Source organism: Halomonas sp. TD01 (assembly GCF_923868895.1).
GTDB lineage: Bacteria > Pseudomonadota > Gammaproteobacteria > Pseudomonadales > Halomonadaceae > Vreelandella.
The window spans coordinates 205,671-225,726 of record NZ_OV350343.1; the positions used below are offsets into that span (position 1 = coordinate 205,671).

Annotated in this window: 20 protein-coding genes and 1 riboswitch; of the genes, 10 read left to right on the forward strand and 10 right to left on the reverse strand. The window is 50.2% G+C overall.

Annotated features, from left to right (window positions below; genetic code table 11):
• Positions 1–275: 275 nt before the first annotated feature.
• The 4 genes from L1X57_RS01005 to L1X57_RS01020 all read right to left on the reverse strand — a co-directional run bounded on the left by L1X57_RS01005 (position 276) and on the right by L1X57_RS01020 (position 2,242).
• Complete coding sequence (locus tag L1X57_RS01005) at positions 276–827, reverse strand: YfbU family protein (protein WP_009722412.1); 552 nt, start codon at positions 825–827, stop codon at positions 276–278.
• A 13-nt stretch (positions 828–840) separates the two neighbouring features.
• Positions 841–1,344 (reverse strand): hypothetical protein, encoded by a 504-nt coding sequence (locus L1X57_RS01010; protein ID WP_009722411.1) that lies wholly within the window; start codon positions 1,342–1,344, stop codon positions 841–843.
• Positions 1,345–1,437: 93 nt separating this feature from the next.
• Complete coding sequence (locus tag L1X57_RS01015; protein WP_009722410.1) at positions 1,438–1,653, reverse strand: hypothetical protein; 216 nt, start codon at positions 1,651–1,653, stop codon at positions 1,438–1,440.
• On the reverse strand, positions 1,643–2,242 hold the full coding sequence (locus L1X57_RS01020; protein ID WP_234667862.1) for a mobilome CxxCx(11)CxxC protein: 600 nt from the start codon (positions 2,240–2,242) through the stop codon (positions 1,643–1,645). The genes L1X57_RS01015 and L1X57_RS01020 overlap by 11 nt, the downstream gene beginning before the upstream one ends.
• A 224-nt stretch (positions 2,243–2,466) precedes the next feature.
• Here L1X57_RS01020 and L1X57_RS01025 point away from each other — a divergent pair, with 224 nt between their 5' ends.
• The 4 genes from L1X57_RS01025 (at position 2,467) to L1X57_RS01040 (ending at position 7,571) form a co-directional block, all read left to right on the forward strand.
• Complete coding sequence (locus L1X57_RS01025; RefSeq protein ID WP_009722408.1) at positions 2,467–2,616, forward strand: phage integrase N-terminal SAM-like domain-containing protein; 150 nt, start codon at positions 2,467–2,469, stop codon at positions 2,614–2,616.
• A gap of 137 nt (positions 2,617–2,753) precedes the next feature.
• Positions 2,754–2,912: riboswitch (TPP riboswitch) on the forward strand.
• A gap of 78 nt (positions 2,913–2,990) precedes the next feature.
• The gene (gene tenA, locus L1X57_RS01030; protein ID WP_009722407.1) at positions 2,991–3,689 is read left to right on the forward strand and encodes a thiaminase II; all 699 of its coding nucleotides are present in this window, start codon (positions 2,991–2,993) and stop codon (positions 3,687–3,689) included.
• Between the two features lie 44 nt (positions 3,690–3,733).
• The gene (thiC, locus tag L1X57_RS01035; protein WP_009722406.1) at positions 3,734–5,680 is read left to right on the forward strand and encodes a phosphomethylpyrimidine synthase ThiC; all 1,947 of its coding nucleotides are present in this window, start codon (positions 3,734–3,736) and stop codon (positions 5,678–5,680) included.
• Positions 5,681–5,861: 181 nt separating this feature from the next.
• Positions 5,862–7,571 (forward strand): hypothetical protein, encoded by a 1,710-nt coding sequence (locus L1X57_RS01040; protein WP_009722405.1) that lies wholly within the window; start codon positions 5,862–5,864, stop codon positions 7,569–7,571.
• A 127-nt stretch (positions 7,572–7,698) separates the two neighbouring features.
• On the opposite strand, the gene L1X57_RS01045 is transcribed toward L1X57_RS01040, so the two are convergent.
• Entirely contained in the window at positions 7,699–8,778 is a 1,080-nt protein-coding gene (locus tag L1X57_RS01045) for an NAD(P)-dependent alcohol dehydrogenase (protein WP_009722404.1), read from the reverse strand.
• A 185-nt stretch (positions 8,779–8,963) separates the two neighbouring features.
• Between L1X57_RS01045 and L1X57_RS01050 the strand changes: the two genes are divergently transcribed.
• The gene (locus L1X57_RS01050; protein WP_009722403.1) at positions 8,964–10,430 is read left to right on the forward strand and encodes a DASS family sodium-coupled anion symporter; all 1,467 of its coding nucleotides are present in this window, start codon (positions 8,964–8,966) and stop codon (positions 10,428–10,430) included.
• Positions 10,431–10,495: 65 nt separating this feature from the next.
• Here L1X57_RS01050 and L1X57_RS01055 read toward each other — a convergent pair whose 3' ends face one another.
• From L1X57_RS01055 to L1X57_RS01075, 5 genes are all read right to left on the reverse strand, one after another.
• Positions 10,496–10,675 carry a CsbD family protein gene (locus tag L1X57_RS01055; protein ID WP_009722402.1) on the reverse strand — a complete coding sequence of 60 codons (180 nt, stop codon included), beginning with the start codon at positions 10,673–10,675 and terminating at the stop codon, positions 10,496–10,498.
• A gap of 106 nt (positions 10,676–10,781) precedes the next feature.
• Positions 10,782–11,852, reverse strand: coding sequence for a DUF2955 domain-containing protein (locus L1X57_RS01060; protein WP_009722401.1), 1,071 nt, complete (start codon positions 11,850–11,852; stop codon positions 10,782–10,784).
• Positions 11,842–12,903, reverse strand: coding sequence for an HlyD family secretion protein (locus tag L1X57_RS01065; RefSeq protein WP_009722400.1), 1,062 nt, complete (start codon positions 12,901–12,903; stop codon positions 11,842–11,844). The genes L1X57_RS01060 and L1X57_RS01065 overlap by 11 nt, the downstream gene beginning before the upstream one ends.
• A 300-nt stretch (positions 12,904–13,203) precedes the next feature.
• A complete protein-coding gene (locus tag L1X57_RS01070; protein ID WP_009722399.1) occupies positions 13,204–13,713 on the reverse strand; it encodes a porin family protein in 510 nt (169 codons plus the stop codon).
• 117 nt (positions 13,714–13,830) lie between these two features.
• Positions 13,831–14,751 (reverse strand): EamA family transporter, encoded by a 921-nt coding sequence (locus L1X57_RS01075; protein ID WP_009722398.1) that lies wholly within the window; start codon positions 14,749–14,751, stop codon positions 13,831–13,833.
• A gap of 153 nt (positions 14,752–14,904) precedes the next feature.
• Here L1X57_RS01075 and L1X57_RS01080 point away from each other — a divergent pair, with 153 nt between their 5' ends.
• The 5 genes from L1X57_RS01080 (at position 14,905) to L1X57_RS01100 (ending at position 19,969) form a co-directional block, all read left to right on the forward strand.
• Entirely contained in the window at positions 14,905–16,089 is a 1,185-nt protein-coding gene (locus tag L1X57_RS01080; RefSeq protein ID WP_009722397.1) for an acetate/propionate family kinase, read from the forward strand.
• Entirely contained in the window at positions 16,086–18,269 is a 2,184-nt protein-coding gene (gene pta, locus L1X57_RS01085) for a phosphate acetyltransferase (protein ID WP_009722396.1), read from the forward strand. Before L1X57_RS01080 ends, pta begins: the two co-directional genes overlap by 4 nt.
• A 259-nt stretch (positions 18,270–18,528) precedes the next feature.
• Complete coding sequence (locus L1X57_RS01090; RefSeq protein ID WP_009722395.1) at positions 18,529–19,032, forward strand: PAAR domain-containing protein; 504 nt, start codon at positions 18,529–18,531, stop codon at positions 19,030–19,032.
• A complete protein-coding gene (locus tag L1X57_RS01095) occupies positions 19,029–19,589 on the forward strand; it encodes a tlde1 domain-containing protein (protein WP_009722394.1) in 561 nt (186 codons plus the stop codon). Before L1X57_RS01090 ends, L1X57_RS01095 begins: the two co-directional genes overlap by 4 nt.
• Positions 19,586–19,969: a hypothetical protein gene (locus tag L1X57_RS01100; protein WP_009722393.1), complete on the forward strand. Its 384-nt coding sequence runs from the start codon at positions 19,586–19,588 to the stop codon at positions 19,967–19,969. Before L1X57_RS01095 ends, L1X57_RS01100 begins: the two co-directional genes overlap by 4 nt.
• Positions 19,970–20,056: the final 87 nt, after the last annotated feature.

Below are 20,056 nucleotides of genomic sequence, written 5' to 3' on the forward strand. Positions count from 1 at the left end.
CCTACCCGAGATGTTCTCTCGCGGTTTTGACCCCAACGCTCACTACCCTGGCTCTTTACCAACGCAGCTTGGAGTGGTTTGAAGCCCGCTCCTGAAAGCCGACTTCGAAGGGCCCACCTTCATCTTTCATGCAGCTTCTACACCGAAGAACATGCCAAGAATCAACAGCTCTTCCGTGTGCCTGCGGCACACTTTCTACAGGCTCAACGCCTTGCTCACCGGTAAATTGCGAGCGCAGCGAGTGATTTATCCGCGTGCAGCAAATTGTTAGGCTCTTACCTGTTTTCAGGATGAGTCATTTCTTTAAGAATTTTAGAAAGTTCAACAAGGTTGAGTGGCCCGGATATTAAATTTTGGCGTTTAGATTCAAAGGTATGCAGCATGCGTTCGTATGTTTCCACTGAGGGCATATGTGAATTCATGCTACGACCCTTGAACTCTTGAAATCTATCGAGATCGTTGATCAAAAAGCTGGCAACGCTCATGTATTCTGCTTCATTATTCCCGTCGAAGCCTCGAAACTTCGGCTCTTTTCCAAATGGGGCAGCATCAGTCTCTAACTGTGCTTTCTCCTCATCAGACAGCTCCTGATATCCTCTTTCGATGAAGCTCCACATATCGAGAATATCTACTACCTCTTTCACTATTTCAGGCGTTTCTTGATCTTCAAATGGAATTCCTGAGTACTTCCATGGAATACCCCATAAGTGATCTCTAAATATTGCTGACTTGATAAACTCTGGCTCTATTTCGCCCTCTATGCCCATTTTTTCGTAAAGCTCACTTAACATAAGGACTATTAATTTTTCGCCATCTGAAATCTTCACCGAGAAACCTCCTTTAAGACGCCACAATGGGCTGCCGCTCTTTTTTTTCATCAAAAACCATCTTTACAAGAGGCATAAAATCATCAATTTTGTAATAGATGCTTGTTCCAAACTTTTTCTTTGATTCAAAGTCAATGGCTTCTGCAAGCCCAACAATATCTTCTTTCAGATCACCGCAAAGCTTCCGGGCCTGACTATCAAGCACATGAGTAAAGTGAGAGCTCTGTTCGTTAAGAAGCCTTGTATATTCTTCAACCTCTTGCGCTATCTCGTGACATCGTATGGTTTTTACGGAAGTAGAAGTACATGTTGGCCCAACCTTGGAAACGAGACGCAAAATCCTAGCAGTTTCTGAATGTACTTTAGAAACCTCAATAGTCTTCCTTCTTTCAACAAGCTCATCCCTGACCGTCTTTGCCTGTTCTGCAAACGTTTTGGATCGCCGCGCTTGGACATACGCCCAGATTGCACCACCAATGGATGCTAACGAACCGAGTATTGATAGCAAAATTTCCATTCGTTGATGCTCTTCCTATTGCCTAACGCTTGGTTTTGCGGAGTGCCGAAGCGAAGCGTAGGCACGTCCGGCAACAACCAATTGTTATGCCCGCTAAATCGGACGCCCGCACCCGCCACACACTTGTCTGGATGAGCTTCCAGCGGGCCCAGAAAACAGCCCCTCTTCAAGCGTTTTTCCGGTAGGGCCAGAAAAAAATCCTTCATTTGAAATGCTTAGCTTGGTTCTGATGACATGACTGATAATTTCGTCTTGTTCCTGCTCGCTTAAATTATTGAACCATTTATCAAACGTCTCTTTATTTGACATTTTTCTCTCCAGTTATTGAAGGCGTATTACCGCAAAGTTGGCACGCCCCCTTTTTAAAAATATAAGGTGAAGACCCGCAAACGGAGCACACCACACCACTGTCGCCTGGGTGGAGGAGTTTTATTGAATAACGGTATGCCTCTTGCCTCCTCTTCTCCCTGATGTTACTTATATTTTCCTTGTCACGGGCATCCTGATCTGACACATATTTGTAGAACCATCGTGGATCTACTGAGGAGTTTTCAAGAAGCTCGCTAGCTTCATTGCTAATGTAAATATTGGCTCTTCGAGAAATCAGATAAAGCTCTTTCTTGTGCTCTAGTCGAAAAATCAGAGCGAGCACTGATAGGCATAATAAAAAGCCTGAAAAAATAAACGAAAATGTATTAAGCCATGTGGCGTAACTCGTATCTTTGGCTAGCACCAATGAGAAAGTAGTGATAATTGGTACAACTATTGCCAAGACAGTTATCGCGTTTGTGATCCAGTTAATTCTAGACAACTCAGACGAATAAATATAGTCAGCAGAAAGCGCGTTAGAGCGAATCTGCAATAGCTTATTGCGTCTACTATCGGCACTTTCTTGCAAGACATCCTCCTCAGGCATAACAGTGATTACACGCCTCTCTACACAACCCCAATAAACACGACATCACATTTATTGGGGTTGTGTAGCCACCCAGTTTGACTCTACCCCATTGATTCTCTTGAAAGCAAAGTAAATTTTGGCTGAATATCCAACATTCGCGTGCTTGCATGTTTTGCCCTGCTCAATAATTATGTACTCATGAACAGTATCCGAAGGTATCTCTTATGCAACTGGTGGAACGCGTCAAGGCGACCCTGCGGGTCAAGCGCTATAGCCTCCGTACTGAGAAAACCTATTGCTACTGGATTCGCTTTTTCATTCGATTTCACAACTTGCGGCACCCTGCCGCCCTGTCAGGCCATGAAGTGCGGTAATTTTTAAAGTATCTGGCAATCGAGAGACGCGTGGCGGCGTTAGGGTAGCCGAGTCCATCAACGTTTCTAAGAAGCCTACTATTCACTCACTATCCCCCTTGCATCTCTTCTCTCGTCCTCCTAGACTGCTTGGCACTAACTGCTTGACGGGGTGCCGGTGAATCCGGCTGAGATGGCGCAGGGCGTATCCACTTGATACTGCCAAAGCGCTGGTCCCGCTGAACCTGATCCGGCTAATGCGTTGCTCCTACGAAGAGCACGCGGGTACCGGCGTAGGGATCAAGCGATGGCCTCGGCTTAGTTTCACGCCACCTTCTGCGCCATTTCCTCGATCTCAACCGCCCACCTTCCGGATCATTACTACCGGAGGCACCATGGGCTACCGCTTTGCTGATCTTACTAATGCCTGCCATGACGACTGGCGCGCCTATATTGAGCACGATTTTGTCCGCCAGCTGGGTACCGCCGCGCTACCAGACGCATCGTTTCGCCACTATTTGAAACAGGATTACCTGTTTTTGATTCACTTCGCCCGCGCCTACGCGTTGGCCGCCTATAAAAGCCCTACGCTGGCTGATCTGCGCCAGGCCCATGAAGGTTTAAAAGCCATTGTGGATGTGGAGCTGGGCCTGCACGTGGGCTTTTGCCAGGAGTGGGGAATTTCCGAGCAAGAGCTGGCGGAGCTTCCCGAAGCCAGGGCTACCTTGGCGTATACCCGCTACGTATTAGACACCGGCAATCGCGGCGACCTGCTCGATTTACACGTAGCGCTAGCTCCTTGCTTAGTGGGCTACGGCGAAATCGCCAACTGGCTGAACGCTCAGCCTTCTACCCTACGCGGCAGCCAAAACCCGTTTGATGCCTGGATAGCGATGTACGAAAGCGAGGAGTTTCAGGCCGCTATGCAGGCCGAGCTTGAATGGCTCAACGCCCGCCTGGCCGATGTTACCCCTGCCCGCTTTGCCGAGCTGAGCAAGATCTTCCGCGACGCCACGCGACTGGAAATCGATTTCTGGCAGATGGGTCTGGATCTGATAGACAGCGATCTGACAGACCAAGATCCCACCCATTAAGCCAACACAATAACCATAATCAACAACGAAGGAAGACGACCGTCATGACGAAGACTTTAGAAACTAAAACTTTAAAAACTAAGACCTCAAAAAGTAACACCAGCCACTTTTTAGCCGAAACTGCCCAGGTCGATGCGGCCGCCATTCAACCGCTGCCCGCCTCGCGCAAGGTGTACGTTGAAGGCTCACGACCCGATATCCGCGTGCCGTTTCGGGAAATCACTCTGTCGCCGACTAAAACCAGCAGCATTGATGAAGAGAACCCGCCGCTACTGGTGTACGACACCTCTGGCCCTTATACCGACCCAGCCGCCAACAATGATTTACGCAAAGGCTTACCCGCCCTGCGCCGCGCCTGGATTGAAGAGCGCAACGATACTGAGTTCCTTGACGGCCCCACCAGTGAGTACGGCAATCGCCGCGCTAACGACCCAACGCTTGCTCAGTTGCGTTTTGATTTAACGCGCACCCCGCGCCGGGCAAAACCAGGTAAGAATGTCACCCAACTGCACTATGCGCGCCAGGGCATTATTACTCCTGAAATGGAATTTATTGCCATCCGCGAGAACCAGCGCCGCCAAACGTTAGGCACCGCTGAAGTGGAGCGTATTCTTGGCCACCAGCACCCTGGCCAGAGCTTTGGTGCAAAATTGCCGGAAGAGATCACGCCGGAATTTGTGCGCGACGAAGTCGCCCGTGGCCGCGCGATCATCCCCAACAATATCAACCACCCAGAATCCGAGCCGATGATTATTGGCCGTAACTTTCTGGTGAAGATTAACGGCAACCTGGGCAACTCGGCAGTTACCTCGTCGATTGAAGAAGAAGTCGACAAAATGACCTGGGGTATCCGCTGGGGATCGGACACCATCATGGACCTTTCCACTGGCCAGAACATTCACGAGACCCGTGAGTGGATTATCCGCAACTCTCCGGTGCCGATTGGTACCGTGCCGATCTATCAAGCGCTTGAGAAGGTCAACGGCATTGCCGAAAACCTGACTTGGGAAGTGTTCCGCGACACCTTGATTGAACAAGCTGAACAGGGCGTGGATTACTTCACCATTCACGCGGGTGTGCTGCTGCGCTATGTGCCACTAACCGCCAACCGGGTGACCGGCATTGTCAGCCGTGGCGGTTCCATTATGGCCAAATGGTGTCTGTATCATCACCAGGAAAGTTTCCTGTATACCCACTTCGAAGAGATCTGTGAGATCTGCAAGCAGTACGACGTAGCGTTTTCGTTGGGCGACGGTCTGCGCCCCGGCTCAGTCGCCGATGCCAACGACGAAGCACAGTTCGCTGAGCTGGAGACCCTGGGTGAGCTGACGAAGATTGCCTGGAAACACGACGTTCAGGTGATGATCGAGGGCCCTGGCCATGTGCCCATGCACCTGATTAAAGAGAACATGGATAAGCAGCTTGAGGCGTGCCATGAGGCACCTTTTTATACCCTCGGCCCACTGACCACCGATATCGCCCCCGGCTATGACCACATTACCTCGGGCATCGGTGCAGCCATGATCGGCTGGTTTGGCTGTGCAATGCTCTGCTATGTGACGCCGAAAGAGCATTTGGGCCTGCCGAATAAAGATGACGTCAAAACCGGCATCATCACCTACAAGATTGCTGCCCACGCAGCAGACTTGGCCAAGGGTCACCCGGCGGCACAACGTCGCGATAACGCGCTTTCCAAGGCACGCTTTGAATTCCGCTGGGAAGACCAATTCAATCTGGGCCTAGACCCAGATACCGCCCGTGAATTCCACGACGAAACCCTGCCGAAAGATTCCGCCAAGGTGGCGCACTTCTGTTCCATGTGCGGGCCGAAGTTCTGCTCCATGAAGATCAGCCAGGAAGTGCGCGATACCTACCGAGATCGCACACCGGAAAATGCCGCTGAAAGCGATTCTGAGGCAGTCAAGCGTGGCATGCAGGAGCAAGCAGAGAAGTTCCGCCGCGAAGGCAGCGAGCTATATCAAGAAGTTTAAAATAGCAGCCTGCAAGTTTCGCTACTAACAAGTGGCTCTTGGGTCTTATAAGACCTCAAGGGCCATTTTTTTAACCAAGGAGAGGTTAATTTAATTTAAGTTGTGTATGATTATCATTCACTGATAATCCTATACAAAATGCTCAATTTAAAGCCAACATCTTTCAAAGGACTGACTTCACATGAAAGCCAAGCTTTCCATAGCTATTTCTCTTGCCCTGTTCAGCGCTGGCGTGTTGAGTGGCTGTGGCGACGATAACGCACCAATAGAAACAGACGCACAGCAGGAGGCGCCGAAAAATCTTTCAGCCATCATGCTGAAATATATCCCCGCCGATTCCCCCTATTTCGTGGCAACACGTGAAGCAATGTCTGAACAAGATGCCTTTGCTCTTTACCAGCGCATGCAGCCCAAGGGTAATCTGGAAGCTGACTTGGATGAACTGCGCGACATGCTGCACGAAATAGACGATGACGTGTTGCATTCACTGATGTCGCTGTTGATCGCTATGGGTGAAGAATTTGTCGATGTTGAAACACTCGATGATATCCATGCACTGGGCTTTAAGATGAGCTCTCAGGTTGCTTTATACGGATTGGGTATCTTGCCCGTTCTACGTATGGAATTGCAGGATGAAGACGCTTTCCGCGAAACGCTGCAGCGCATCCTCACCAATGCAGATATCAACCCGAGTACGGCCACAACAGATGGAAAAGAGTACTCGGTGCTGACACAAGATGGTCCGATTAAAGCAATCATGGCCATTATCGATAAGCAACTGCTGATATCTATGGTGCCTGAGAATGCCAGCGATGATTTGCTATCAAAGGTGCTGGGTAACACCCTGCCTGACAGCAACATCGGTGATACCGGTGCTCTGGTTGAGCTTGAGCAGCGCCATGGCTTCACCCCCTACGGTGCCGGGCAAATCCACTTTTCACGACTGCTTAGTGAGCTGAGCACACCCACGCATTCAGGTACTCAGGCACTGTTGGACGCGGCTGATGCAGAGCGGCTGGATCTATCCACCTGCCAAGCAGATATTGACCGCATCACCAGTCGCTTCCCCAGCCTTGTGATGGGCATGCGTGAGTATAATCTCGACCACATGGAGATGAACCTCATTCTGGAAACCGATGAGGCTATTGTCAGCGACCTTCGTGCAATGACCGCTCAGGTTCCAGGCCTTGGTAGCACAGACGGCATGGCCAGCTTTGGGCTAGGCCTGAATCTACCGGTACTGATGCAAACTGTTCAGAAGTATGCTCAGGAAGTGCGTCAAAACCCCTTCAGCTGTGATGAGTTTCAGGAATTAAACAGCACCTGGAATGAGATCAATATGGCGATCAACAATCCTGTCGCCATGATGATTGGCCCATCCCTTTCTGGCTTCAGGGCTCGCTTTAATAGCCTTACCATGAAAGATGGCGAACCCACCGGTACTGGTCTTCTGACCCTCGCTTCACAAAACCCGCTTGCACTGCTGTCTACAGCAAGCGCGTTCGCGCCTGATTTAGGGGCACTTGGACTTGAACCCGGTGGAGAAGCCAAAAGAATTGAGAGCATGATGCTGCCACCGGACTCACCAGAGCTCTACGCGGCCATGTCTGAAAGCGCAATTTCTCTGGGCGTTGGCATCAGCGATTCCGAGGCACTCCAGGCAGAACTGCAGGCCCCTGTTTCAGAGCGTAACTTGCTGCTTCATGGCCACTTAACAGGTGAGTTCTATCATTCGCTGGCTGATATTGTCGAACAGATACCAGAAAGTGATATGTCAGAGTCTGATATTGATCTGCTCAGGCAATATAGCGACATCTACAAGAACATGGAGTACTGGTTCAGAGTGGATGATGCTGGCGTTGAAATGAGTTTCTCGCTGGAACTGAAATAAAAACGGGCTACGCTTTTGCTCCGAAAAACTCGCTTTTAGTTACCGCTGTAATCGTTAGCGAGTTTTTCGTCGGCAGCGACACTGATAAAGGTGGCGTGTATGGATGGCTCTTGAACTTACTTAAGCGCTATGAGACCTCAAGGGCCACTTTCAATACACCATCGCGCTGGTGGGAAAACAGATCGTAGGCATCAACAATGTTCTCTAACGCGTAGCGGTGCGTGACCATGGGACCAAGATCTAATCGCCCTGCAGCAATGATGCTCATCAGCCTGCGCATGCGCTCTTTCCCGCCGGGGCATAATGACGTAATGATCTTGTGGTCACCCAAGCCAGCGCAGAAAGCGCCCAGCGGAATCGTCAGGTCTTCAGAGTAAACGCCCAGGCTCGACAGCGTGCCGCCGGGCTTTAACACCCGCAAGGCAGATTCAAAGGTTTGCTGCAGGCCGAGTGCCTCAATGGCCACATCAACACCGCGCCCGCCTGTCAGCTTTAGAACCTCCTCCACTACATCAACCTTACGAAAATCCAGCGCCACATCAGCGCCCATCTGCTTGGCCATTGCCAAACGTTCATCGACACCGTCTACCGCAATAATCATCCCGGCCCCGCGCAGCCGTGCACCTGCTGTCGCACATAGCCCAATCGGGCCTTGAGCGAACACCACCACCGTGTCGCCAATATTAATACCCGCTTTTTCAGCACCAGCAAAGCCGGTCGACATGATGTCGGGGCACATCAGCACTTGTTCGTCGGTCAGGCCGTCTGGCACGGGCGAGAGATTGGACTGGGCATCGGGCACCAATAGATATTCAGCTTGGGCACCATCGATGGTGTTACCAAAGCGCCAGCCGCCCATCGGCTTGTACCCATGACTATGGTGACCACCATCTTGCGAGGAACAACCATCTTGGCAGGCATAGGAGGTAAAACTGGGGCAAATCGCTCCGGCGATGACTCGCTGGCCCTCTTGGTACCCCTTCACATTGGCACCCAACTTTTCAATCACGCCCACCGGCTCATGGCCGATGGTTAAGCCTCGTTCAACAGGGTACTCACCCTTGAGGATATGAATATCGGTGCCGCAGATTGTGGTAGTGGTCACACGCATCAACGCATCATTAGGGCCAATTTCGGGAATGGGCTTGTCGTCAATTTCAATCCGACCAGGCTCAACAAAAATAGCGGCTTTCATCATGGTAGGCATGTAACGGCTCCTATTGAAGTGAGTTATACCCCATCACTATTGAGCCCACTAGATTAAGGAACAGCAATTGACGTGGAACAATGAGAGATACATTAGATATATATAGACTTAAATAGCATTTACCGCGCTATCTTATTTATACCAAGTGCACCGCTAGCAGCTGTTTCAATCTATAGGTACCCATCATGTCGACACTACCTTTCAAACCCTGGTCGACCGCAATCGCTGTGGCCACCACCCTATTTATTTGGCTGGTAATTCCTTTGCCAGAAGGGCTGACGCCAAACGCTTGGCTCATGCTGGCAATATTTGTCGGCACTATTGTCGCTATCATCGGCAAAGCCATGCCTATTGGGGCAATCTCTGTGATTGCGATTTCTATTGTCGCGGCAAGTGGTGTGACCGGTGATACGCCAGGCGAAGCCATCAGTGTCGCCTTAAGTAGTTATGCCAACCCACTTATCTGGTTAATTGCCATTGCGATTATGATTTCACGCGGGTTGATTAAAACTGGCCTAGGTGCACGTATTGGCTACTACTTCATCTCGATTTTTGGCAAACGCACGTTGGGAATTGGCTATGGCCTCGCCTTTTCCGAGCTTTCAATTGCGCCTGTCACACCAAGTAATACAGCGCGGGGTGGCGGTATCATTCATCCCATTATGCGCTCGATTGCCCATAGTTTTGATTCACATCCTGAAGACAACACGTCTGGTAAAATCGGCAAATATCTAGCGCTGGTGAATTACCACAGCAACCCCATCACCTCGGCTATGTTCATCACCGCCACCGCTCCTAACCCATTAACCGTTCAACTTATCTCATCCGCCACTGGGGCGGAAATACAGCTGAGCTGGTTAACCTGGGCGGTCGCCATGCTGCTGCCGGGCTTGGTCGCCATCCTGGCGATGCCGTACATTCTGTACTTGCTTTACCCACCGGAAATTAAAGAAACCCCGAATGCCACCCAGTTAGCGAGAGACAAACTGGCCGAACTAGGAAAGCTAAGCCGAAACGAAGGCATCATGCTGTTCGTTTTCTTAGTGCTGCTTTTGCTTTGGGCGGATATCCCAGCGATATTCCTGGGAGATGCAGTCACGCTTAATACCACCACGTCTGCGTTTATTGGCTTGTCGCTACTACTGCTAACAGGGGTTTTGACCTGGGAAGATGTGCTGAAAGAGAAAAATGCGTGGGATACGCTATTGTGGTTTGGTGCACTTATCATGATGGCTAGCCAACTTAACGAAACAGGCCTTATTAGTTGGTTTTCAGCGAATATGCAAAGCTGGATTACCATGATGGGGATTGGTTGGGCCGGAGCCTCTGCACTTCTGGTACTCACCTTTCTTTATACCCATTACTTTTTTGCCAGCACGACCGCGCATATCACCGCGATGATGGCAGCATTTCTCACCGTTGGATTAAGCCTCGGCGCCCCGCCTATGCCTTTTGTGCTGATTATGGCGGCCACGTCTTCGATTATGATGACCTTAACCCATTACGCCACAGGCACCTCACCAGTCATCTTTGGCTCAGGCTACCTAACGCTGGGAGAGTGGTGGAAAGCTGGTTTCATTATGAGCGTGGTGAACCTACTCATTTGGGTAGTCGTCGGTGGTTTGTGGTGGAAGCTGCTTGGCCACTACTGAGTTATTGCCTGAAAACCAACAGAGGCTATTGGCCTCTGCTGGTCTTATAATGCCCTGGCTAGGCGTTATTTCTTAGCCTTTTCCTTGGCCTCACCTTTACCTTTTTGCAGTTCGCCTTTTGCTTGTTGGGCTTTACCCTTAGCTTCTGTTTTACTACTTCCGGTTACTTTTCCCGCTGTTTCCTTCGCTTTTCCGGCGGCTTTGTTGGCGGTGCCTTTCACTTTATCTTCTTTGCCACTTGCCATGACGAACACCTCTAATCCGTTAGTGGGGATGATGTCGCTCACTAAGTGAATACTTACTTTGGATGGCGACTCCTTTACTAGCGTAGCCTTTGTTAGAAAAGTTACCTCAATTACTTTTAGACAGGCGCGTTGGCTCCCAACAATTTAGCAAGCAGTGCAAACAAGCCATTATCAATAAGGTGCTCACTAACGCGACGCTCATCGAAGAAAACCGATAAAGCGCACTATAAACAAGGTCTTGCTGTGGGCCTAGCGATTGGCCAAAGAGAATACCTAACGTTGTCAGCCCTCCAAAGCCAATGCCTGAGCCGCCACCTTCCAAAATATGTTCTCTAGCAAACAGCATTAACCCCAGCCAATAGAGCAAAATCACCAGCAAAAAATGATGGCTTTGAGTGTAAAGCAATAGCTGCATTGCCAGCGCCAGATTACAGCCCAGTAGCGTGCCGATTGCTCGCTTACCTGCCGACACGCGAGCCCCGGAATAACCTAAAGCAAACAGAATCAGAATGGTGGCCATTTGCGCTGACAGTGAATCGCGTAGGTCAAACATTTGGAACACTACGAACGAGAGTGTGGCCGTAATGCCGCCCATCAATGTTTCATGGCGAATTTGGGCTGCAGGCTTTGCAACACGCGGTGGTAGCTGGCGGGGTTCAATATCGGGAAATAGCGTATGCATCAACATGGCAATAAATACCGCCAGTAAGCTGGCCATAATATTACTCGCCAAGAGATCGCTTAAATCAACACCTGGGTAGCTAGCAAAGTGCAGCAATATGCTTAGCGTCAACACGCCATTCGCGCCAAACAGAAACAGCGGGCCTTTTGCCATTAGATTGAAGCGCAGCAAAAACAGACCTAGTACGACCAGCGTCATCACTACCGGCATATGCTTTAGAAGCCCCACCACCACGCTGACTTCCAGAGCATTCAAGCTAACGTTCGCCAAAAACTGGCGAATGATGCCGCCATTTAAAATGGGCACCATTCCCAACAAGAACATCGGAAAAACGGTAAAAAACACCCCATAATTCCAGCCCATCAATTGGCTAATAATAAAACCCAGCGAACCACCTCCCGCCACCCGCAGGCACTGGCGCAGGCCGTTTTGAGAGAGCGCTGGCTTATTAACAGCGACTACAGGCGTCTTTTTAATAATCGCTTTAATAAACATAGTGCAGCCAACTGATCAGGTGCGCCTGCAACCACGCAAACGGCTTAGCCATTCCATGCTCGCCCGGTACTAGTTGCACCGTTGCTCGTGCACCACTCGGGGGCAGCTCAGACAACGGCGTATCTATCGCCACATGAATACGCGCACGTTGCGCATCTCTCACCCAACGATCTGAAGCAGGAATATCCACAAGTTGACCATCCGCTGCCTGCTGGCCTGCACGGGAGCCAGCATCAAAGGCACTGACATGCCCTTCAAAAATGCGCCCAGGCAACGCATCAAATACCACTTTTGCTTCATCGCCAAGCGCAACATGGCGCAAGCTCTTTTCACGAAAATCAGCCACTATCTCTACCGTGCTCGCGACCAGCGCTACCGCCGGTTGCCCCGCCTGCACATAGTGGCCAGGCTGTAGCTGAAGATTAGTGATCACACCGGACTCTGGCGCTTTTACCACCGTATGGGCTAAATCCAGCTCAGCTTTTTCAAGGGCATTATTGGCTTGGCGAAGACGCAAGTTATCGTCGCCCTCTTCTCCCAGCTGTACCTCTAAACTTTCAATCTGTGCCTGGGCAGACGCCACAGCCGCTTGCGCGGTATGTTCGGCCGCTGCCTGCTGTTCGTACTGCTGACGAGAAATCACCTGCCGCCCAAGAAGTGCTTCAGCACGGCGGCGCTCTCCGCTGTGCTCATCGAAAGTGGCCTGCGCCGAGGAAAGCGATGCCCTGGCAGCCGCCAGCTCTGCATTCAAGCGGGCGTTTTCTTGCTCCGCTTGTTCCCGGTTTAATTGGGCTTGGGAGTGGGCGATTTGAAAGGGAGATGGGTCTAAGCGAAACAGCACATCCCCCTGGGTTACCTGCTGATGATCGCCCACCACGACTTCTTGCACGGGGCCGCTTAGCTCAGGAGCAATGCGCGTTACGGGGCGCATTGCCCGCGCTTCAGGTGTCATAGGCATGAAGCTATCGGCTAGCAGGAAGTAAACAAACAGCAGTAAAAACATTGCCAGGGCTATTTTCACCCAGCGAGTAAAGCGTTGATCAGGAGACATAGAGACTTCTCATTGACGAGCACCGAAGCGGCTATGTCGCCGCTTGGAGATATTGTTAGATGGAATACTTTAGTCTAACAAAAACATTAGCACGCTAACAATATTTTCACTGCGATCAATCACTCGATGGGGTCGTCTCAGTAATTAGCCCTCGATACTTCATCTTTTATGCTAAAGAGACACCCTTAACGGCAGCGAGGAGTCGCCCCTTTGCTCAGCACAATAAAAAAGCCCTATCGCCACGGTTAGCGATAGGGCTGTATTTCTGTTGGTAGATTAAGTGAGCACTAGGCTACTGACTTAAAAACGGTACTTTAGGCCTACACTGGCAGCATCAAAATCATAGGCAGATTTATCCAGGTAACGCATATAGTCAGCGCCTACCGATACATTAGAACTGATATCCATCTCCGCACCGGCACCATAGGAGAAACCGCTTTCACGGTCGTTGTTAATATCAACCTCAGTGAAGCCCGCTAAGCCATACAAACGCACTTCAGGTGCAATGGGTATGATACCTTTCGCATAGGCACCAGCGACGTGATCTAGCTCGGCACCACCATCTGAACCACCCGTTCCCAAATGACCTTCTAAGGCGAAATAGTCATTGAACTGTGCCCCACCACGGAGACGCAAGCCAACATCATCGCGGGATGAACCCCGATCCGGGTTCAAGCTCCAAAACATGGCATCACCGCCCACATATCCTTGTGGGTACTGGAAGGGTTGTTGCGCCTGAGCCGATGCCGCGAAAGTACCTGCACCAACTAAAAGGGCAGCGGAGGTGAGTGATAATACGGTCATCTTCATAAGTTAAACCTCAGTTAAAAAACAGTGTTTCCTTACACTTTTTAATTGTGGCTCATACTTAAGGAGAACGCAATTTGCTGGCCCAGCTTGCATATAATTTCCTTTTTCCTCTCCTGTTTACCGACCTTTAGAAAGGCTGAGCACGACAATGCCGCAAACGACCACTGCCCCGCCAACTAATTGGCTAGGGCTAAGCATCTGACCTAAAACGATATAACCGAGTAGCAAAGACGCTACTGGCTCAAAGTTCATAACCGGTGCATTACGCGCCATGTCTAGACGTGGCACAAAAATAAACAGCAGGGAAAAGGCACTGCCGTATAGCAAGGCTAATAACGCTAGCCCTGTCCAGCCTGCGCTGTTATCGGGCAAGCTCATTCCCCCGGGAACCGCCCCTAGCAACCCGCCAACGATCATGACAATAAATACCGTTTGCATGGTCAGCAGGCTACGTAACGTGCTGCCAACCCTCGCCAAGCGATGCTCAGTAACCCAAAGCGCACAGGCAAACGCAAAGGCAGCACTTAACCCAAACCCGATGCCGACTAACCACTCCGGCCCCATGGCATCGGCATCTGCGATCCAGCTCGGTATATCAAGCACTACTAACAGCCCGATTAAAATAGTGCCCATAATCAGGCAGCTACGCAGCGAAGGCCGAGGGCCGCCCAGCGCCCAACTTAATAGCGCTAATTGAATAGGAAAGGTGTTAACCAGTAGCAGCGCAATGACCACCGGCAAACGTGCTACCGCTGAATAAAGACTGACACTTTGGATGGCAATCAGAAGACCCACTGCCAACTGCCATGGCCAGGTGCCGGGCGGAAGCCAAAGCCGCTTTTTCTGAACCACGACCAGCGTCAGCAAAATCAGACACGCCACACCTGAACGCATCAGTACCGCAAGCAGCAAGCCAGTGCCGTTATCAAACGCTAGCCGCGCAGAAACGTGGTTGGCTGCGAACATGGTAGCCACCGACATCATCAGCAAAATGGCTAGGTGGCGAGGCAGTAACGTTGGTAACGACGTAGAAGGCATAGGAACAAAACGGCTCACGATCAGTAGATTAACAAGCAGGATGACGACATTTTATGATGAAGGCTAACGAAATAGCGCGCTAATATCCTGCAGCGCAGCATGTTATACTAAGGTCTACCCCTCTTTTACGCTAACTACTTTACAAAGGTTGTTATGAACACACCGGTGCTGGTCATTAATTGCGGCTCTTCGTCTATTAAATATGCGTTGATTGATTCAGACCCTCAGGCACCGCGCTTAGCTGGTCTAGCAGAACGTCTAGGCAGTAGCGAAGCTCGTTTAAAAGGTAAGAACAGCGTGGGTGAAAGCTTTACCCAAGCGCTGCCCAATGCTGATCACGCTGAAGCGCTAAGCGCTATCCTAAAGCGCCTGGAAGGTCGAGTACCTGGCGCAGTTGGGCACCGCATTGTTCACGGCGGCGAACACTTCACCCAGGCAGCTATGATTGACGATAGCGTTATAGCCGCGATAGAAACGACAGCAGCACTCGCACCACTGCACAACCCGGCTAACTTGGCTGGTATTGCCGCCACCCGACACGTCTTTCCAGACTTACCTCAGGTAGCCGTGTTTGATACGGCCTTTCACCAGACACTGCCGCCTCGTGCCTACCGCTACGCCCTACCGGAAGCTCTGTACACCGAGCACGGCATCCGTCGCTATGGTTTTCATGGCACTAGTCATGCGTATGTCAGTCAGCGTGCTGCCAAATTAAGTAGCCGCGGTGCAGGTGGTTGGTTAACCGCCCATTTGGGAAACGGCTGCTCTACTAGTGCCATATGGAACAATCAAAGCCTGGATACCAGCATGGGGCTTACGCCGTTAGAAGGCTTAGTGATGGGAACCCGCAGCGGCGATGTTGACCCTGGCTTGCACGCTCACCTCCACCGCCAGCTTGGTTGGTCACTGGATGAGATCGATAATGTACTCAACAAGCAGAGCGGTTTACTGGGCCTTTCCGGCCTGACCAATGATATGCGTGAAGTAGAAGACCAAGCCCTGGCCGGCCACAAAGGTGCCAAACTCGCGCTAGAGGTATTCTGCTACCGAATTGCTAAATCGCTGGCCGCCCTTTCCTGTGCCCTTCCTCAACTCGATGGCGTTATTTTTACCGGTGGCATTGGCGAAAACTCACCAATCGTTCGCCGTGACGTACTGGCACTATTGTCCCACTTCCGTTTCAGTTTAGATGACGTGGCTAACGAAGCCACTATTCGCGGCAAAGAAGGCAAGTTGGACAACGCTGGCCACAATGGCCCCGAAGTGTGGGTAATTCCAACTGATGAAGAGGGGCGTATTGCCATGGAAACCCGCCACTGTGTGGAGACGACTAAATGAACAACTCCGCCGAGCAACCCCAAGCCATATTACTGGTGCCAACCAGCATGGGGGCCGGGCTAACCTCCGCTTGCCTGGGGTTAATTCAAGCACTGGATACCATCGGCCTGAAAGCCGGTTTTTTAAAGCCATTTATGCAAAATGAGCTGAACGGCCCAGGGCTAGATCGTTCAACGGCTCTGGTATCGCGCACGCTAAACCAACGCCCGCCGTCACCTATTTCCCAGGCAAGGCTAGAACGTTTACTGCGCGATGATCAAACCGATGAGCTGATGGAAAACGTCGTTGAGCTCTTTGAGCAGGTCACCCAGCAAGCCTATCGGGACGGCAGTACTCTAGACTTGGTGGTAGTAGAAGGTGTTGTTCCTACCCAACATACCACCTACGCCACCCAAACCAATGCCCAGTTGGCAGATGCGCTTAATGCGCGAATCATTTTGGTCGGCACTGGCGATTTAAACGAGCCGCAGCGACTTGCCGAAGAGCTGGACATGCATGCTAGAAGCTTTGGTGGCGTTAGCTCCAGCCGCACGCTTGGCGGCATTTTAATGCGCATGAAAAACCTGCCTTATGGTCAGGAGGACGACCTTTCTGCAGCACCCGGCACGATTAAGCCCCATCTTGAAGAGCCGATACTCAATGAACTACGTCGCTATTCGCCAGCGCTAGCAACAGACAGCTTTCACCTGATTGGCGTAGTGCCTTACAGCAATACGTTAAGCGCACCGCGCACCTTAGATGTCGCGCGAGCGCTGAATGCCAAGATGCTCAATGAAGGGGAAGCCGCCAGTCGTCGCGTGCTTTCTACTAGCCTGTGCGCACGAAGTGCTGCCAATGCGCTGCATATTTTCAAACCGGGCAGTTTAGTTGTCGCCTCTGGTGACCGTGACGACGTGATGCTGGCATCAGCCTTAGCAACCATGAACGGCACTCAGCTAGCGGGCGTGCTGCTCACGAATGGTTTCATGCCTAACGACAATATGATTGAAATGTGTCGCCCGGCACTAAAAACCGGCCTACCTGTACTGGCAGTGGAAACCGACAGCTTGACCACGGCGCAAAACCTGAGCCAGTTGAGCAGCGAAATTCCCATGGACGATTTCGAACGAGCTGAGCAGGTAGCACGTTATGTCGCAGCTCACATGGATTTAGAGTGGCTTAAAGCCAAGCTCAGCCGTGGCTACATCCACCGTCTATCCCCATCAGCGTTTCGCCATCAGCTCGTCAAACTTGCCCAGCAAGCCAAGAAGCGCATTGTATTGCCTGAAGGCGACGAGCCGCGCACCATTGAAGCCGCGATTGTGTGTCAGCGGCGTGGCATTGCCGACTGCGTATTGCTCGGTAAGCGTGAAGATATCGAAAGCGTTGCCCGTCATCGCGGCCTGACGCTGCCGGATTCGCTCACGATTATTGATCCTGAGAGCACCCGGGCCAGCTATATCAGCCCGATGGTAGAGCGTCGCCGCGGCAAACTGAACGAGCTAACCGCCGAGGCCCAACTCCAGGACAATGTAGTGCTGGGCACTATGATGCTGCAATTAGACGAAGTCGACGGTCTCGTATCAGGTGCCGTGCACACCACCGCCAACACGGTGCGCCCAGCGTTTCAGTTGATCAAAACGGCACCGGAATATAATCAGGTATCATCAATCTTCTTTATGCTGCTGCCTGAGCAGGTGGTGGTGTATGGCGATTGTGCGGTGAATCCTGACCCCGACGCCGAAACCCTAGCGGAAATCGCCTTACAAAGCGCCCGCTCCGCTGAAGCGTTTGGCATTGAACCGCGAGTCGCCATGATCAGCTACTCCACTGGCGACTCTGGCACCGGCGCGGATGTAGATAAAGTGCGCGAAGCCACCCGCATCGCCAAAGAGCGCGCCCCGCACCTCGCGATCGATGGTCCACTACAGTACGACGCGGCCGCCATTGAAAGCGTTGGTAAGCAGAAAGCACCCGACTCCCCTGTCGCGGGCAAGGCGACGGTGTTTGTTTTCCCCGATCTGAACACCGGCAACACGACGTACAAAGCCGTACAGCGTAGTGCCCGTGTGGTCAGCGTTGGCCCAATGCTGCAGGGTTTGAACAAACCAGTGAACGATCTTTCCCGTGGCGCACTGGTCGACGATATCGTTTACACCATTGCACTCACCGCGATTCAAGCCAGCCAACGGGAAAGCTAGGCCACTAGCTACTCTTTATACGCACTAATAAAAACGCCCCGAACAGTAAATGAACTGCTCGGGGCGTTTTGTTATTTAAATCCAGCATCGTAAATAATTAAGATATGTTAATTAGCAGGCTCGACCATTTACCTTGCAATTTATTTAAAATTAAATGTAATGAGAAAGCTGAGAACAACACCATTCTTTTGTTAATTTTTAACATATTGAAGGGTGCTATATATCGTTATGGACGGAGTAATGCAGAAGGAGATGGTTTGTGGAACAAGCAAAAGTGGGCGACCTCTTAGCATGTAACTGCAAAGGAGGCCCCCACAAAATAGTAATGGGATCCCCCTCAAGCATCCTGGATGGTATGCCGGTAGCTAGAGTGGGAGATAAATGTTCGTGTGGTGCTACTATCACATCAGGTCTAAATTGGTTTCTTGTTGACGGTCAGCCTGTGGCTATAGATGGCAGCACCACATCGTGCGGGGGAAAGGTTATTGCTAACTCTAGTAGCAAGACTGGCATACCTGGCAACAGCATAAGAAGCTCATTTTCAAATTCAAATAGCATTATAAAAAATAAATATAATGAAAAAATTAGGATCCTCGATCCTCGAGGCATTCCTTTTTCATATCAAAATTATGCCATAGTGCGTCACAATGGAATAAAAGAGCATGGCCAAACTGACAAAGACGGTTTAACACACTTAGTCCAAGACCATGAATCTCCTGAAAGAATAAAAATAATATTAATAGTAGAGGATAAAACATTATGAGCGATACAGAACTTCAACTAACTGATGAAGGTATTTCAACAGAAATAGGAGAACTAGTCACAACAAGCAATGAAAAAACTACTCCGGTTGAAGTTGTCGCGCAGCAGGTTGTCAGGCTAGAATCCCACATTTCATTAGGCAAATTATTTATTGTCACGCCCAGCTTTTCTATGACGATGGATGCCACAACGGGTAACGGCAGGTGTTTGAATAACAGTTCTATTGAATGTCAAAGAGCTTCATGGGAAGGCCCTTTACCAGTGGGAAGCTACGTAATAAAAAAAGAGGACTTAAGCGACCCAGGACTACTAAGAGGAACTTACCGAAATCTAAGGCACGGAGACTGGGGGGACTGGAGAATTAGACTTTACCCAAAACAAGGATCTGAATTTGATCTATACGGTAGGGATAATTTTTTCCTTCATGGTGGCTCCATTCAAGGCTCTGCGGGCTGCATTGATATAGGCGGAGGGTTGCTAGGCGATAAGAATACTGACACCTTAAAAAAAATTATCAGAATGTCAATCACATCCATTCCTGTAGAGGTGCTACCATGAAATTATTGGTTGTTTTTATAAGCACTATCCACTCATCATTAGCACATGCTGAAGTTCTAGACAAAGTAAGAACACCTCAAGATATTTTATTAACTTCGATTATCTTAATTATTGCTTTTTTAATTGTATCTAAAATAAGGAAACCTTGGGCATTTTGGCCATATGTAGTAATAATTTTTATTTTAATATTACTTGAAGTAGACTTTATAATCAATGACGAGATATTCCATATAGCTCACCTAGAGTATTATGAACGGCACAACAGCCAGTGGTATGCAGCATACTTTTACCTTGAACTATTTATCAATATTTTTATTTTTATTTTTTCTTTTATCTCATATTTCAAGAAAAACAAGATAACGATTAATGGCATTCGATAGCTAGCAAAATTATTAGCAAAAATAGCGTGCCCTAAGTAAATAAAATACCCCGAGCAGATTGCTCGGGGTATTTAGGTTTAGCATCAG